A 16,118-nucleotide genomic window follows, 5' to 3' on the forward strand; every position below is an offset into this window, starting at 1 on the left:
TAGCCTTACGCGTTGTGGCTGATGGTAACAAGGCTGCCATTGACCAGTTTGACCTGACCGGCGGTAACGATTCTGTCGCCTTGCTTCAATCCAGAGAGTATTTCCACCATGCCGTCGCGCTGCTTGCCGGGTTTGATGACCTGTTGCACGGCGGTTTCCTGGGTTTTGCCATCCTTTTTCTCTTTATGAATGACGTAAACATAATCGCCAAAGGTGTTATAGGAAATGGCAGATACTGGAATGACCAGGACTTTTTCAGTGGTATCGCGCACCACCGTCAACTCCCCGAACAGTCCTGGCCGGAGCTGATTTTTGGGATTATCGATGGTGGCTTGTACTTCTATCTGCCTGGTAGTGCTGTTGACGGCAGAACCCAGAGCCGTCACTTTTCCGGAAAAGGTTTGACCGGGCAGAGCGTCGGTTTGGATCTGCACCGGAGTCCCGGCCTGAATATTCTGGAGATCGCTTTGCGGCAACGTGAAGTTGGCGTAGAGCGGGCTCCAGGACTGCAGGTCCACTATTTTGGTGCCGGGAGTCAGATACTGACCCACATTCACCTGGCGGATGCCGAGATAACCACTGAAGGGCGCGCTAATGGTCAGTTTGTTCAGCGTCGCCTGAATATCCTTGATGGCAGCCTGATCCGTCTGATAGGTCGCCTGGGCTGAATCCAGCTGGGCCTGGCTGGCGGCCTTGGTGGCGATTAACTCTTTGGTACGCTGCAAATTGCTGGAAGCCAGTCGCAGTTGCGCCTGGTCACTGGCCAGTTGGGCCAATTGCGTAGAATTGTCAATCTGCACCAGCGGCGTCCCTGCCTGCACATACTGACCGGAGTGAAAATGAATCGCGGTCACATTGCCAGCAATTTGTGGAGAGACCTCCACACCCTGAACGGCTGCCAGCGAGGCAACGGCGCGCAGTTGCGGGTGCCAGTGGGCAATTTCTGCTGTTGCGGCACTCACGGTGACTACCGGCTTGGGCATGTGCGCCATCGCTTCGGCAATTTTGCTGTTGACGAAGGCTTTAAACCCAAAAATTCCGCCAAAAACAATCAGCAGGCCAATAATGACAATCACAAATGCTTTTTTCATATTTCAGTCTCCGCAGAGGATGGCTGCGATCAATAAAAAGGTTTAAGAATGGGTAGGCGTAGTCGTTGACTTCTGATCCGGCTTGTTCCACCAGCCACCCCCCAAAGCCACGAGTAATGCGGCACTATCCTGATAACGCTGGGATTGAGCCTTGATCTCGGCAATTTTGGCGGTGTTGTACTGGACTTCAGCCGTCAGCAGGGTCAGATAATCACTGGCACCGGCGCGGTAACTGGCCTGCGCCAGTTTAAGTGCTTCCCGGGAAGCGGACAGCGCCTCACGCTGGGCGGCGAGGGCCTGGGCATCATGCTCCACCGCCCGCAACCCGTTGGCCACCTGATCAAAAGCATTGAGCACGGTGCTGCGGTAGTTGGCGTAGAGTGCGTCATAGGCAGCATGTGCCTCGGCTTTCTGGGCTTCCAGTTTGCCACCTTCAAACAAAGGCTGGGACATGGACCCGACCAGGCTCCAGATGCTGCTGACGGGGTCAAAAAATATGTTGGGGTTGCTGGCGGCATTGCCGAATGCGGCCGTCAGCTTGACGGTCGGATAAAACTGCGCGCGCGCTTCCCCTATCTGCGCATTTGCCGCTTTCATCTGGGCCATTACGGCGCGGATATCCGGTCTTTGCTGGAGGAGTTGCGACGGTAAGCTGACGGGCAGTTTTTCCGGCAGTTTCAGATCGGTCAGCGTAAAATTCTGGCGTTTGGCATTCGCAGGAAATGCCCCAACGAGAATGGCGAGTTCATGGCGATAGACGGCCAATTGCTGTTCCAGCGGCGGCAGGGTGGCGGCTTCACTGGCCATCTGACTTTTTTGGGTCATGACCGTGCTGTAGTCGATGGCACCGGCACGATACTGATTTTCGGTCAGTTCCAGCAGCTTTTTTTCGTGGGCGATGATGGCCCTGGTAGCCTGGATTTGTTCTGCGGTAGCCGCTTCATCAATGGCGGTGGTGACAATATTGCCGGTCAGGGTCAGTTTCGCGGCTTCCAACTGCCACTGTTGGTATTTCACCAACTCTTCGCTGTTGCGATAGACCAGGCGATTAACACCAAAAATGTCAGGGTAATAAGACACCCCCAGCGACCCGTTGATCAATGAGTAATGGATACCCCCACTGCCACCAAAAGTGGCGGCCGTGCTTTTGCTGCGATTGGCCTGCAGGGTGCCAGTTACCTGCGGATAAAAAATGCTGGCATTGGCACGCGCTGTGGCTTGTGCTTCACGCATTTGGGCCTGGGCAGCCGCAATGGTCGGACTGTTTTTCAGGCCCACGCTGATGAGGGTATCCAGAGCTTTGGAGTGGAACAGTTTCCACCATTGTTCATGTAGCTCGGTGCCATACTGGATTTCCTGTGCTGCTCCGGCCATACCGCCGGGCGTAACGGTTTTTACCGGACTTTTGCCCGCCGTATAAGCCATTTTGTCGGAAGGCGCGGGCGGCACCCGTAGCTTGGGTTCAAAGCTACAGGCTGCCAGACTGCTGGCAACACCTAGGGCCAAGAGGGCCGCAACGGGTTTGGGTAGTGGTTTGTGCACTAAAAATTACCTCTCAGAGGTCTGAACCGACCGGTCAGTATAATGGCTATTATTGGCAATTCTGTCAAACTCGGGCCTGTTCAAGCTATAGAACCATGACGGGCATCCTCTACGGTCACCCCTGTCCAGTCATTCAAGCTAAATTGTCGCATGAATATAGAGAGTTACAAAATGCTACAGAACGCTTGATTCTTGCAGAATTTCACCCCATATTAACTGTGAAACAATTTTTATTGGGGGAGCGAATGAATAAAAAATTTTTGGGAACAAGCATCCTGCTTGTCAGTTTAGTCACGGCACCATTAGCATGGGCCGAACCTTCTGTCACTCAGGTGACGCAAGCCATTCACAGTGGTCATCTGGACCAGGCGCAAAGCATGATGCAGGAAGTGCTGACTACGCATCCTAATTCTGCGGAGGCGCAATACCTGGAGTCGAGAATTCTCGCACGTCAGGGCAAATGGTCAGAAGCTGCAGCGGCCCTGCAGAAATCTGAACAACTGGCTCCGACCATGCCTTTCGTCAAGCCGGAAGTCTTGCAGAAATTCAAAAAATCCGTGCAGAGTCATAGCAAGGCTGTGACCAGGCCGGCGGCTGAAAAAAAGAGTCCCTGGGGCTCCGCTTTGGTCTTTTTTCTGGGCCTGATTGTGTTGATTGTGGCGATCTCCATGTTTTTACGGCGGCGCCGGCAGAGTGCACAACTGATGTATCGGGGTGGGCCGACCCCGGGGCCGTTTGGCAGCATGAATGGTGGCTATGGACCTAATGGTCCAGGATATCCTGGTGGTCCGATGGGGGGAATGCCCCAACAGGGTGGTGGCTTGGGTTCTAATCTCGCATCGGGAATTGCTACCGGTGTCGGAGTGGGTGCCGGGCTGGCTGCCGGACAGGCGCTTGCCGGAAGTTTGTTCGGTGGTCACGAAGCTGCCGGAACACAAGCCAATGCATCAGGCAATGACGATCTAGGCCTAACCGATGATTCCTGGGGTAATGACCAGCTAGCCAGTAATGATGATTTCGGGATGGATGATGGCGGCGATGGCTGGGGCTGACCTTTTGTTATTTGCTTAAAAAGAAAGGGCGACTGGATAAGTCGCCCTTTTTGCTTCCTGGCTGGTCGGACCTGCTGTAATGCATCCATCCTGATTGTCGATGCCTGATCTCAGGGGAGCGCATATCCCCGGCGGCGCAACACTTCGGAAATGGTCAGCAGCGGCATTCCCATCAGGGCGTTGGGGTCTGCGCCTTCCATTTTTTCCAGCAGACTGATCCCCAGACCTTCAGAACGTAAACTTCCGGCACAGTCGAGGGGCTGATCTTTTTCAATATAGCGACGGATATCCTCCGGGCTTAGTGCGCGTAAGGTTAGAGAGTAGGGTACGATGAACTGCTCCGCGCCGCTGGCATCCGCTATGGCAATACCATTGAGATATTCGACCCGACGACCTTGCATCCATTGCAGTTGCTCTTCGGCCCTGGCAACGGATTCTGGCTTTCCCAGAACCCGACCTGCACAGTAAGCCATTTGATCAGCGCCGATAACCAATGCTTCGGGGTGGCTGGCTAATACGGCTTGCGCCTTGGCCAGAGCCAGACGCGCCACCAGCTGTTCCGGGGTTTCCTCCGGAAGTGGGCTTTCATCAACCTGGGAAGCTACGCAGCGAAAGGGAATTTGCAGACGCTGCAGCAATGCCTTTCGATACGGGCTGGTGGAGGCCAGAATCAGTTCAGGTAGCAACATGAAAAGTTTTTTCAGCCTGTATTGCGTTGTCCGGCGGCGATGGCGTTGATGGTGCGCAGCAGGGGGTCCAGCCATATTTCCCGGAATTCCGGCGGTGCATCATCATTGCGGTAACGGCGGAGCAGGGCGAGCTGAATATGATTCAGGGGTTCCATGTATACGTTACGACGCTGCAAAGAAAAAGCGAGGCCAGGATTATCGGAAAGCAGCTGCTCGGTTCCAGCCATGGCCAGCATTTCTCCAAGACTCAGTTCAAACTCCTGGCGGATTTTCTGGAAAACCGACCTGGCGAGCTCCTGATCAAGCGGTAAGCCGGCATATTCTCCCGCCAGCGCCATGTCGGTTTTGGCCATAGCCATGCTGACGTTGCCCATCAGTGCATGGAAAAAAGGCCAGTGCTGATACATGTCCTGAAGAATTTCCAGCCGTTCGGGTTTTTCCACCCGCCATTGGGCAATAGCAGAACCCAGCCCGAACCAGGCCGGGAGAATATGGCGGGACTGTGCCCAGGCAAATATCCAGGGAATCGCCCGAATGGAGCTCATGGAACGGTCACTGCGCTGCCGGTGTGAGGGGCGTGAGCCAATGTTCATGTGCGCTATTTCATTCAGCGGGGTTGCTTCATAGAAATAATCCAGAAAACCCGGGGTGTTTTCCGTAAGATCACGATAGGCCTTTTCGCCCAAATGGGTGAGCTCCGTCATGACCTTGAGATAAGCCGGGTTGTCGGGGGTAACCGGGCGGACCAGGCCGATGCTGGCTTTGATGAGGCCGGCGGTGCCGACGGTCAACTCGTATATGGCAGTTTCGAGATTGGCATATTTGAAGGACAGAACTTCACCCTGTTCGGTAATTTTGATTTGTCCACGAACCGTGTCCGGCGGTTGCGCCAGAATGGCTTCATAGGTGGGACCCCCACCGCGACCAACGCTGCCGCCACGGCCATGAAACACGCGAATTTGGATATTACGTTTGTCAGCTATGGCCGCCAGGCGCAGCTGGGCCTGATACAGCGACCAACTGGACGATAAAATACCGCCGTCCTTGCAGGAATCGGAGTATCCAAGCATGACCTCCTGGGTGTTTTCCTGGCTGCTGAGGATTTCGGTATAAACCGGGTTATCGAGCAGCGTGGATATGACAGCATCCATACGCTCCAGATCGTGAATGGTCTCAAACAGTGGGGTGACGGCAATTTCACTGTAAAGTCCCTGTCGAGACCAGCCTGCCAGCCCGAATTCCTTGGCCAGCACCAATACTTCGAGGATATGACTGGCTTCGTGGGTCATGGAAATCACGTAATTTCCAAATCCGGAAGCGCTGATCTCGCGGCGAAGCTGGGCGATACAACGAAACATGGCGCAGGTTTCGGCAGCCAGCGGCGAAAGTTCAGGGTGGTGTTCAACTAACGGGCCGGGACGCTTGAGGGCTTCCGTCAGAGTTATCAGTCTGGCTTCTTCAGACATTTCAAGGTAACCGGCAAAACCCGGGACATCTGCGTACAGTTCTGAAATAGTTCGGGAATGCACGGTAGATTCCTGGCGAATATCGAGATTGGCCAGATGAAAACCGAAAGTCTGTACCAGCCAGACTATATCCTGAATATCATGATCAGCGATGTAATCATCATTGTGACCGCGCAAGGAGTCACGCACGAGGAGCAGGTCATCCAGAAAGGCTTCGGCTGATCCATAAGCCGGGCCAGCGGATTCATTCATGATCTGGCCGTTTTCCAGTTGTCTCAGGCGCAAATCCAGGCGGGTCATCATGTAGCGCAGCTTGCGGCGATAGGGTTCACTGGGAAAGCGTTGATCCACCCACTCGGCCAGTTCCGGAAAATCATCGGCGTCGCGTTCCAGGGAGGCGAGCAGAACCGGCGAAATGCCACAGAATCGGCTGGAATGACCCAACAGTTGATAAAGTCCGCTGAGCCGTTGCTGATATTCCTTGAGGACCTCGACGCTCTGGGTGCGCAAGGCCCAGCTGGTAATGGCGGCGGTGACGTTGGGATTGCCATCCCGATCTCCGCCAATCCATGAACCAAAACGAATAAACGCGGGAATGTCGATGTCATCGTTGGCAAATACCCGTCGCGCCGCCCGACGGGCGGCGCGATAGGTCATGGGTACGGCTTTGAACAGGCTGTCGCGAAAGAAGAATAAACCGTTCTCCACTTCATCCTGAACCTGGGGTTTGTTGGTCCGGACTTCTTCGGTTTCCCAGAGGATCTGGATTTGTGCCCGCAAATTGTCGATGACTTCTTTTTCTTCTTCATCGTTCAGGCTGGGGTCATCGAGTGTTTGGCTGACCACGAAAATGCGGCGCAGTCCATGCAGCACCGTGCGCCGTTTGGATTCAGTAGGGTGTGCGGTAAAGACAGGTAAATAGCGGGTCTGATCGAGCAGGTACTGAATTTGGCCGGAGGTGATGCCCTGTTGCTGGAGGGAACGGAAAGTTTCTTCAAAGGATCCCGTCCACAGTCCGTAGCCCTTCTGTAAAAGGCGACGGCGTTGCAGATGCTGGGATTCTTCTTCGGCAATGTTGGCCAGACTGAAATAGGTGTTGAAGGCGCGAATCACCAGCACCAGATCATCCTGGGGTAAGGCGTCTATGAAACGGGCAAGGCGTTCCCGTAGGCGGGAATCTTCTTTTTTATGGAGGCGGATGTAGCCTTGGCGAAGCTGTTCCACGGCGTTGAACACCCGGGTTCCGGCCTGTTCGCGTAATACTTCACCAAGCAGATTACCCAGTAATTTCACGCGGCTACGGAGCGCCTTATCATCGATGGCCGTTTTATCCACTAATTGCTTCTCCTTGAATTTGTGAACCCTCCACTGTCAGGACCATCTGGATGACAGGCGGATTTTAATTCTAAGCTAATGGCAAGCAGGCTGCAGGTCAATCGTTCACGGCTGGATCGCTGGCCGCAGTGGCTTCAGTCCATCATAAATATGGATCAATTAGTGGACCTTATAAGCATGGCTTTCCCGTCTATTTTGAGCTAGTCTAAGTTCCATGCAGTGAAATCTGTCCCGCAGGCTTTTCACTACCCTAAAAGCGCCATGAAGCATAGTCAAGGAGATAAAAAATGGCCGGTCAACAAAAAGGACAAATTCTTCAGGATCCTTTTCTTAATTTGCTGCGTAAGGAACACGTTCCCGTCGCCATCTATCTAGTCAACGGGATCAAGTTGCAGGGATTTGTCGAATCCTTCGATCAGTTCGTTGTTTTGTTGCGGAATAATGTCAGCCAAATGATTTACAAACATGCCATTTCTACGGTGGTTCCCGGTCGTGATGTGCGCTTGCCTTTGCCTGAGGGCGAAGGTGAGGTGACGGCGACAGAAGAAGAGGCCTGATCCTGACCCATAGTGCAGTTGCAGTAGACGCGCCCCGTGAGCGGGTCCTTCTGGTCCATGTGATATTACATGGCGAAGTGGATCTTGACGACGGGGCCGAATTTTTTCATCTGGCTACCGACAGCGACGCGGATGTTCTCGAATTAATCCCTGTGACCCGCAATCGCCCTGATCCGGCAACTTTTATTGGCAGTGGCAAAGTGAAGGAACTGGCCGAAAAAGTGCGGGAAGTGGCAGCGGATCTGGTTTTGTTTGACCGATCGTTAAGTCCGGTGCAGGAGCGCAACCTGGAACGGGCCTTGCAGTGCCGGGTGATTGATCGGGTCGGGTTGATTCTGGATATTTTTGCGCGGCGTGCCCGTACACATGAGGGTAAATTACAGGTCGAGCTTGCTCAATTGACCCGCTTGCGGACGCGCCTGATTCGCGGCTGGACCCATCTGGAGCGGCAACGCGGAGGCATTGGCTTGCGTGGTCCGGGTGAAACACAGCTGGAGACAGACCGCCGCCTGATTGGAGATCGTATTCAGTCCCTGCGGCACAAGCTGGTCAAGGTGGCTGCCCATCGGGCGACCCAGCGCCGGGCCCGGCAGCGCGCTCCGTTGCCAACTGTGGCTTTGGTGGGCTATACCAATGCGGGTAAATCCACTTTGTTCAATGCCCTGACCGAGCGCAGTAATTATGCGGCAAATCGTTTGTTCGCGACGCTGGACCCGGCTATTGGCCGTTTGCAGGTTGCCGGGCAGGATGCGGTGTTGCTTGCGGATACGGTGGGCTTCATGCGTGACTTGCCGACGGATCTGATTGCTGCATTTCGGGCAACGCTGGAAGAGGTGAATCAGGCGCAATTGCTCTTGCATGTCGTCGATGGCAGCGCAGTGGATCGTGATACGCAAATGGCTGCAGTCGAATCCGTCCTTAAAGAAATTGCAGCGGATTCTCTGCCGGTGCTGGTGGTTTTCAACAAGGTCGACATGACGGGTGAAGCGAGTGGAGGGCTGTATGATGCTTCGGGAACATTGATTGCGGTGAATGTCAGTGCCCGGAGCGGTGCAGGTCTTGATGCGTTGCTGCAAGCTATTCTCGAACGGGTTGGTCGCTCTATTTTGCGCGTCGAGCTGCTGCTGAGTCCTGAGGAAGGCGCTTTGCGTGCCTGTTTGCATCGTCTGGCCAGTGTCATTGACGAAGATTTTGACGAGGAAGGTAAAACCCGGATGGTTTTTGATATTGATGATCTGGCATGGCGTCGTCTGCGCGCGCAAATGCGTGACAATGGTTGTCAGGCGCAGGACCCGACCTCTACAATACCCGAAATAATCAAGGAAGGAGATTGGTATGCCGTGGAGTGATCCGGGCGGAAACGGAAACAACAACAATAATAATAACAACCCCTGGGGACGGCGTCCCAACCCACAAAAGCCTGCTTTTGACATTCAGAAAATTACCCAGGAGTTGAAAAAACTGGGTGCTTTGTTGGGTTCCGGCAAAGGTCGGGGTTCTGGAGGTCCCAAGTGGGATCCGCGCTGGCTGCACCGTTTGCCCATTATTATTATTGGCATACTGATTTTATTCTGGATTGCATCGGGTATTTATATTGTCGGACCCAATGCGGAAGGCGTGGTGCTGCGTTTTGGCAAGGAAGTCGGCATTACCCAGCCGGGCCTTCATTATCACTTGCCCGTGCCTTTTGAAAGCGTTTCCTTACTCAGAACCGCCGAGAATCAGCGGATTGTTTTGGGTTACAGTGGCGCCGTGGATACCCTGAATCCAGGAATGATGCTGACGGCCAATGGTGACGTGGTGGATGTTCACTTTGCCGTAGATTATCGTATCAGCAATGCCAGTCATTACCTGTTTTCCAGCACTAATCCAGAGCAGTTGATTCGCTATGCGACTTTGTCTGCCATGCGCAATGCCGTGGGGAAAAGCCAGTTGAAAGCCTTGATGCATGTGGATCAAAGCGCCATGGCCCAGCAGATCCAGCAAAGTAGCCAGAATCTGCTGACGGGATTACATGCTGGCGTGACGATCAACGCAGTGCAGATTCTCAGCATTCATCTTCCCAAATCGGTGCAGGCTTCCTATACCGACGTGATGACTGCCCGCGAGGACATGGCCCGATCCCGGCGTGAGGCGGAAGCCTATGCCAGCAGCATTATTCCCAAGGCCAAGGGTGAAGCCGCCACTATGGTGACAGCGGCCGAAGCCTATAAGTTGCAGGTGGTAGATCGTGCCAAGGGCGATGCTGCCCGCTTTACGGACTTGCTGCAGGCTTATCAGAAGAACCCCCAGGTGGTGAGTGAGCGTATGTATTTGCATACCATGCAGGATATTCTTGGCAGCACGCAAAAAGTCATCATGGATAGTCATGGAAAAGCAGTGATTTATTTGCATATGCCCGAAAAAACTGCCGTTCAGCCCAGTGCGAGCACACGCTCGGTAGAGTCGGCCACCGCTGCAGATCGCAGTACGGCTCCGGTCGCTACTACCGACAGTGCTGCCAGCCAACCGGTGCTGCCGGTTTCAGGAGCGCGCTCATGAAAAACTGGATATGGGCTGTACTGATTGTTTTTCTCGCGGTGCTGCTGCTGGCCTCTGCCAGTTTTTATACGGTCAATCAGTCACAAAATGCCTTGCTCATGCAATTTGGCAAGCAAATCAGTGTGCAGAAGGCCCCTGGTCTTTATTTGAAATGGCCGGTTTTGCAAAATGTGGAATATGTGGATAAACGCTTGCAAAATTACAGTCCGCAACCGGAGTCCTTTCTGACCCAGGACAAAAAGCCCTTACTGCTGAGTTATTTCGCTGAATGGCAGGTGGTGAATCCTGGAGTTTATTATGCGCGACTGCATGATCAGGCGAATGCCCAGACCCAAATTGGCGATGCGCTTCGTGCCGCCTTACGCAGTCACATTGCGACGATGTCCATGGAGACACTCATTGCTGCCCGGCAGCAGGAAATTTCCAGCCCGGTCATGCAGGCGGCAGACCAGCACTTGTCAACTTTTGGCATCCGCCTGGTGGACTTGCGGATTTTGCAGGTAGGCTTGCCCCCGGAACTGCTGCAGGCAACTTACAAGCGCATGGAGGCGGAGCAAACTCAGCAGGCCAATACCTACCATTCCCAAGGTAAAGCTGATGCGGAGCAAATTCGTGCCAGCGCCGAGAAAGAAAAAACCAGCATTCTGGCTGATGCTTATCGTCAACAGGAGCAGATCAAGGGGCAGGGTGATGCCGAAGCGGCCTCCATTTACGGGGATGCTTATGGAAAGGATCCGAAATTTTTTGCCTTTTATCGCAGTCTTGAAGCGTATCGTCACGCTTTGAGTGATAAAACCGTGCTGGTACTCAATCCGGATTCTCCATTTTTCAAATATTTTCGGCATTCCTTGAATGAGGCGGGAAAATAATGCGCAGCGAAAACCATCCGACCTGGCTTTTGCCCAGCGGCTTCGAGGATGTTCTGCCCGCACGTACAGATGCTCTCGAACATTGTCGACGCAGTCTTCTGGATCGCTATGCGCTGTGGGGCTATCGTCAGGTAACGCCCCCTTTGGTGGAGCATCTGGAAAGTTTGCTTACCGGTAGTGGCGCTGACCTGGACCTGCAAACCTGGAAACTGTTGGATCAGGATAGTGGTCGTCTGGTAGGCCTGCGCTCGGATATGACTCCGCAGATGGCGCGCATTGACGCCCAGACTTCAGCCTCCGGAGAAATCCGCCGTCTGGCCTATGCCGGAACCGTATTGCGAGCGCGTCCTGACTTGCTGGGTGGTAGCCGCGCACCTTTTCAGGTGGGTGCTGAGTTGTTTGGAGTCGCTGGACCGGAAGGGGATCTCGAAGTGTTGTCCCTGATGGTGGAAAGTTTACGCCACTGCCAGGTCCCCAACCTCTTGCTGGATATTGGTCATGTCAGCATTCCCCGGGCCCTGGCAGATGCGGCCGGCCTTGCCACTACCCAGCGCAATGATTTGTTGCGGCATGTAGAACGCAAGGCCTGGCCGGATGTCCGGCACTGGCTGCAAATTCATGGCGCAGGACAAAGCCTTTGTGCTGATTTTGATGCCCTGGCCCGTTTGCAAGGGGATCATGATGTATTGAGTCGTGCGCGACAGCAGTTGGGTCATCACCCGGCCATTTGCAAGGCCCTGGATGATCTCCATTTTGTTTGGGAAGCACTGCGCCTGCGCTACCCGGATCTAGACATTCAATGTGATCTTTCGGAAATTCGTGGTCATCTCTACCATACTGGTCTGCTGTTCTCTTTATTCGGGCCGCAACGCGGAGAAGCGTTGGCTCGTGGTGGACGCTATGATGATATCGGTGCGGCATTTGGACGGCGTCGCCCGGCAACCGGTTTCAGTCTGGACCTGAAACCTCTGCTGCGAGATCTTCCAGAATCGCGCAGGAACCAACGTATCTGGGCGCCTGCCGGCAGTGATCAGGCTTTATGGAAGGCTATTGCTGAGCAACGTCAGCAGGGGCATGTGGTGGCGCAAGACTTTCTGGCGGGTGAATTGCCGGATGAAGTGCAGTTGAAAAACCGGGGTTTTGATGCCCTCCTGGAGCATTCTTCTGCGGGTTGGGTGCTGCGCTCCCTGAATGCACGTTAAAACTATTTTCCATTTTATTGGCGGAGTGCTCCGTGTCTGATAAGTCAAATGTGGTCATCATCGGTACGCAGTGGGGTGATGAAGGAAAAGGCAAAATTGTGGACTGGCTTACAGAACGTTGCCAGGCGGTTGTGCGTTTTCAGGGCGGGCATAACGCCGGACATACGCTGGTGATCGGCAACCGCAAAACCGTGCTGCATCTTATTCCTTCAGGCATTTTGCGACCCGGTGTGTCCTGCTTTATTGGTAATGGCGTGGTTCTGGATCCGCTGGCGCTTTTTGCCGAGCTGGATGAATTGCTGCCCGTGATGCCCGATGCGCATGCGCGCCTTTTTGTTTCGGATGCCTGTCCGTTGATTATGCCTTATCACAAAAGCCTGGATCTGGCTCGTGAGCATGCCAAAGGAGATGCAAAAATTGGTACGACCGGTCGTGGGATTGGTCCTGCGTATGAAGATAAGGTCGCGCGTCGCGCCTTGCGGGTGGGTGATCTTTTTCACCGCGAGCGTTTTGCCGCAAAGCTGGGTGAAGCGCTGGATTACCATAATTTTGTGCTTCAGCATTATTTCAAGCAGAAAGCAGAGAATTTTGATGCCATTCTCGATCAATATCTGAGTCTGGCAGAGCGGCTGGCTCCCATGGTAGTTGATGTATCCGTGCGTCTTGCACAGTTGCAGTCAGAAGGCGCAAGAATTTTGTTTGAAGGTGCGCAGGGGACCATGCTGGATGTGGATCATGGTACTTATCCCTATGTGACTTCTTCCAATACGATTGCGGGCGCGGCATCCGCCGGAAGTGGCGTCGGGCCGGCTGAACTGGGTTATGTTCTGGGTATTACCAAGGCCTATACCACCCGCGTAGGCGCGGGTCCTTTTCCCACCGAGCTGTTTGACCAAACCGGGGTATTTCTGGCGGAACGAGGGGCAGAAGTGGGTGCGACCACAGGGCGGGCCCGGCGTTGTGGCTGGTTTGATGCGGTGGCCTTGCGCGCTGCCTGTCGCGTCAACGGAGTGACCGGCTTGTGCATGACCAAGCTGGATGTGCTGGACGGTCTGGCGGAAATCCGGGTCGCCGTGGGTTACCGGGTTAAGGGCGTGGTTCAGGATGAACTCCCTTCCGGTGCTGAAGCACTGGCGGCCTGTGAACCGGTTTACGAGACTTTTCCCGGCTGGCAGGAATCTACTGCTGGAGTCCGACGCTGGGAAGATCTGCCCCAGACCGCACGTCAGTATCTGGAGGCTATTGCTGAGCGTGCCGGACGGCCTCTGGCGATCATTTCAACGGGTCCTGACCGTGAGGATACCATTCTCCTGTCCGGGGTGTTGTGAATAGGAAATATAAAAAAGGGCAGACCCTGAAGTCTGCCCTTTGCTTTTGGTACCGGGGACTGGATTCGAACCAGCACAAGCTTTCGCTCACTAGGACCTGAACCTAGCGCGTCTACCAATTCCGCCACCTCGGCGTGGACGGAATGATCTTTGATTAAGGAGTAGTTGTCAATGCCTGAAAACCAGGAGCCCGCAGCACTGAGTGAACGTGATCCCATGTTCGAGCGGGAAAAAGAAAAATATGAACGCCCTATCGTCAGTCGGGAATACATTCTTCAGTATCTGGAAGAAGCGGGACAGCCTCTGACGCTGGAAGATTTTTTTGCCGAGCTCGAAATCGAGGAAGAAGACCAGGAAGCCTTGCGTCGCCGCCTGCGTGCCATGGAAAGAGATGGTCAGTTGGTCCGCAACCGACGCGGAGCCTACGGCATTGTCGAAGCCATGGAATTGATTCGGGGGAGTGTCAGCGCCCATCCCGATGGTTTTGGCTTTTTGATTCCTGAAGCCGGGGGCAAAGATCTTTTTTTATCACCCCGGGAAATGCGCAAAGTTTTTCATGGCGATACTATTCTTGGCCGGGCGGTGGGCGAAGATCGGCGAGGACGGATTGAAGGTACAGTTGTCCGCATCCTGGAGCGGGCTCTGAAACAGATTGTGGGCCGTTATTTTGCCGATGGTGGCAGCCATTACGTGGTGCCTGAAGATCGGCGGATTTCCCATGAATTCGGGGTGGTGGAGGGAGGTGAACTGGCGCCGGTGCATGGGCAGATTGTGACGCTAAATATTACCCAGTATCCGGATGGTCGCAATATGCCCCAGGGATCGGTTGTGGAAATTCTTGGCGAACACATGGCACCCGGTATGGAAGTGGAAATTGCGGTGCGTAATTACGGCCTTCCTTATCAATGGTCGCAGGCGGTTCTGGACGAGGCTGCGCGTTTTTCCGAAGTGGTACCCGAGGATATGAAAGCAGGTCGCCGCGATTTGCGTGATCTTCCCCTGGTTACCATTGATGGTGCCGATGCCAAAGACTTTGATGATGCGGTTTTTGTGGAAGAAATTGCCGACGGTTTTCGCCTTATTGTCGCCATTGCCGATGTGGCCAGTTATGTTCAGTCGGGCTCCGCTCTGGATAAAGAGGCGGTTGCCCGGGGTAATTCCGTGTATTTCCCGCGTCGGGTCATTCCGATGCTGCCGGAAATCCTTTCGAATGGCTTGTGCTCCCTGAATCCCCATGTGGATCGGCTGTGTATGCTTTGCGAAATGGAGATGAACGTGGCCGGTGAGGTTCAGCGTTTTCGTTTTGCCCGGGGGGTCATGCGCTCCCAGCGCCGCTTTACCTACGACGAAGTGGCCGCCATTCTTGATGGGGATGAGGCGTTGCGTACTCAGGATGCAGCTATGGTGCCGCATCTGGAGGCGTTACACCGCCTGTATCAAAGTTTTGCCGGGGCCAGGGAGCGAAGAGGGACCATTGAGTTCGATTCCCAGGAAACGCGCATCATCTACAATGACCAGTTGCGCATTGAAAAAATTGTCGCCGTTACCCGTAATGTAGCGCATCGTATTATCGAAGAATGTATGCTCGCGGCCAATGTGTGTGCTGCCCAGTATTTCCGGATTCATGATCTGCCCATGTTGTACCGGGTTCATCCAGAGCCTTCCGCTGATAAGCTGGAGGATTTGCGTCGTTTTCTGGGAGAGCTTGGAGTACCCTTGCGTTTGCCGGAGCGTCCGCGTAGTGCCGATCTGGCGAAGATTATTGAAGAAACCCGGGACCGTAGTGATTCCAGTCTGATTCAGACTGTGATTTTACGGAGCCTGTCGCAAGCATTTTATACGGTGGATACCGGAATGCACTTTGGTTTGGCTTTCCCGGCTTATACCCACTTCACCTCACCTATTCGCCGCTATCCCGATCTGGTGGTTCATCGCGGCATCCAGGCATTGCTGGATGCGGGTACTCAGGAACCACACTGGTTGGCCAAAAAGGAACTGCAGGAGTTGGGGCAGCATTGTTCTATGACCGAGCGCCGTGCAGATGAAGCCAGTCGTGAGGCCGTGAACTGGCTCAAATGTGAATTCATGATGGATAAAATTGGCGAAACATTTACCGGTATTATTACCGGCGTAACTGGTTTTGGCCTGTTTGTCGCCCTGCGCGAGGTCTATGTGGAAGGTCTGATTCATATCAGCACCCTGGGTGAAGATTATTTCCATTTTGATGCGCAGCATTACCGTATTATTGGTGATCGCAGTAAGGAAACATTCCAGCTGGGCGACGCCATTGAAATCCGGGTGATGAATGTCAACCTGGATGATCGCAAAATTGACTTTGAACGAGCCGTGCCAGAAGGGCAGGCCACGGGTGGTAAATCCCGTCGTCCCCGGCGTTCACGCAAAGAGTCCTCCTGATTATTGCTGGAGAATCGGTAGTGTCAGGTGG

Annotated in this window: 12 protein-coding genes and 1 tRNA gene; 8 read left to right on the top strand and 5 right to left on the bottom strand. The window is 54.1% G+C overall.

Annotated elements, in window-relative coordinates; translation table 11 throughout:
* Positions 1 to 5: 5 nt before the first annotated feature.
* Entirely contained in the window at positions 6 to 1,091 is a 1,086-nt protein-coding gene (locus BLW97_RS04675; protein WP_075322493.1) for an efflux RND transporter periplasmic adaptor subunit, read from the bottom strand.
* Between the two features lie 42 nt (positions 1,092 to 1,133).
* Positions 1,134 to 2,633 carry an efflux transporter outer membrane subunit gene (locus BLW97_RS04680; protein WP_010636795.1) on the bottom strand — a complete coding sequence of 500 codons (1,500 nt, stop codon included), beginning with the start codon at positions 2,631 to 2,633 and terminating at the stop codon, positions 1,134 to 1,136.
* 245 nt (positions 2,634 to 2,878) lie between these two features.
* Here BLW97_RS04680 and BLW97_RS04685 point away from each other — a divergent pair, with 245 nt between their 5' ends.
* Positions 2,879 to 3,685, top strand: a complete 807-nt coding sequence (locus BLW97_RS04685; RefSeq protein WP_031572359.1) for a tetratricopeptide repeat protein — start codon at positions 2,879 to 2,881, stop codon at positions 3,683 to 3,685.
* Positions 3,686 to 3,795: 110 nt separating this feature from the next.
* Here the strand turns inward: BLW97_RS04685 and BLW97_RS04690 are convergent, their stop codons facing one another.
* A complete protein-coding gene (locus BLW97_RS04690) occupies positions 3,796 to 4,374 on the bottom strand; it encodes a Maf family protein (protein ID WP_075322494.1) in 579 nt (192 codons plus the stop codon).
* A gap of 11 nt (positions 4,375 to 4,385) precedes the next feature.
* Positions 4,386 to 7,175, bottom strand: a complete 2,790-nt coding sequence (ppc, locus tag BLW97_RS04695) for a phosphoenolpyruvate carboxylase (protein WP_075322495.1) — start codon at positions 7,173 to 7,175, stop codon at positions 4,386 to 4,388.
* 287 nt (positions 7,176 to 7,462) lie between these two features.
* On the opposite strand from ppc, the gene hfq reads away from it, so the two are divergent.
* The 6 genes from hfq to BLW97_RS04725 are packed head-to-tail and all read left to right on the top strand — an operon-like array spanning position 7,463 to position 13,672.
* A complete protein-coding gene (gene hfq / locus BLW97_RS04700) occupies positions 7,463 to 7,732 on the top strand; it encodes an RNA chaperone Hfq (protein WP_010636787.1) in 270 nt (89 codons plus the stop codon).
* Positions 7,733 to 7,782: 50 nt separating this feature from the next.
* Positions 7,783 to 9,081, top strand: a complete 1,299-nt coding sequence (hflX, locus tag BLW97_RS04705) for a ribosome rescue GTPase HflX (protein WP_278278522.1) — start codon at positions 7,783 to 7,785, stop codon at positions 9,079 to 9,081.
* The gene (hflK, locus tag BLW97_RS04710; protein WP_075322497.1) at positions 9,068 to 10,273 is read left to right on the top strand and encodes an FtsH protease activity modulator HflK; all 1,206 of its coding nucleotides are present in this window, start codon (positions 9,068 to 9,070) and stop codon (positions 10,271 to 10,273) included. Before hflX ends, hflK begins: the two co-directional genes overlap by 14 nt.
* The gene (gene hflC / locus BLW97_RS04715; RefSeq protein WP_075322498.1) at positions 10,270 to 11,142 is read left to right on the top strand and encodes a protease modulator HflC; all 873 of its coding nucleotides are present in this window, start codon (positions 10,270 to 10,272) and stop codon (positions 11,140 to 11,142) included. The genes hflK and hflC overlap by 4 nt, the downstream gene beginning before the upstream one ends.
* Positions 11,142 to 12,344, top strand: coding sequence for an ATP phosphoribosyltransferase regulatory subunit (locus tag BLW97_RS04720; protein WP_207650555.1), 1,203 nt, complete (start codon positions 11,142 to 11,144; stop codon positions 12,342 to 12,344). Before hflC ends, BLW97_RS04720 begins: the two co-directional genes overlap by 1 nt.
* 32 nt (positions 12,345 to 12,376) lie before the next feature.
* Entirely contained in the window at positions 12,377 to 13,672 is a 1,296-nt protein-coding gene (locus BLW97_RS04725) for an adenylosuccinate synthase (RefSeq protein WP_075322500.1), read from the top strand.
* Positions 13,673 to 13,719: 47 nt separating this feature from the next.
* On the opposite strand, the gene BLW97_RS04730 is transcribed toward BLW97_RS04725, so the two are convergent.
* A tRNA-Leu gene (locus tag BLW97_RS04730) sits at positions 13,720 to 13,806 on the bottom strand.
* A gap of 37 nt (positions 13,807 to 13,843) precedes the next feature.
* Between BLW97_RS04730 and rnr the strand changes: the two genes are divergently transcribed.
* Positions 13,844 to 16,087: a ribonuclease R gene (gene rnr / locus BLW97_RS04735; protein ID WP_075322501.1), complete on the top strand. Its 2,244-nt coding sequence runs from the start codon at positions 13,844 to 13,846 to the stop codon at positions 16,085 to 16,087.
* Positions 16,088 to 16,118 lie beyond the last annotated feature (31 nt).

The organism is Acidithiobacillus albertensis, assembly GCF_001931655.1.
GTDB lineage: Bacteria > Pseudomonadota > Gammaproteobacteria > Acidithiobacillales > Acidithiobacillaceae > Acidithiobacillus > Acidithiobacillus thiooxidans.

Coding starts and splice junctions, on each gene's coding strand:
- BLW97_RS04675 (WP_075322493.1), bottom strand. CDS start 1,091: ATGAAAAAAGCATTTGTGATTGTCATTATTGGCCTGCTGATTGTTTTT.
- BLW97_RS04685 (WP_031572359.1), top strand. CDS start 2,879: ATGAATAAAAAATTTTTGGGAACAAGCATCCTGCTTGTCAGTTTAGTC.
- BLW97_RS04690 (WP_075322494.1), bottom strand. CDS start 4,374: ATGTTGCTACCTGAACTGATTCTGGCCTCCACCAGCCCGTATCGAAAG.
- hfq (WP_010636787.1), top strand. CDS start 7,463: ATGGCCGGTCAACAAAAAGGACAAATTCTTCAGGATCCTTTTCTTAAT.
- hflK (WP_075322497.1), top strand. CDS start 9,068: ATGCCGTGGAGTGATCCGGGCGGAAACGGAAACAACAACAATAATAAT.
- hflC (WP_075322498.1), top strand. CDS start 10,270: ATGAAAAACTGGATATGGGCTGTACTGATTGTTTTTCTCGCGGTGCTG.
- BLW97_RS04720 (WP_207650555.1), top strand. CDS start 11,142: ATGCGCAGCGAAAACCATCCGACCTGGCTTTTGCCCAGCGGCTTCGAG.
- rnr (WP_075322501.1), top strand. CDS start 13,844: ATGCCTGAAAACCAGGAGCCCGCAGCACTGAGTGAACGTGATCCCATG.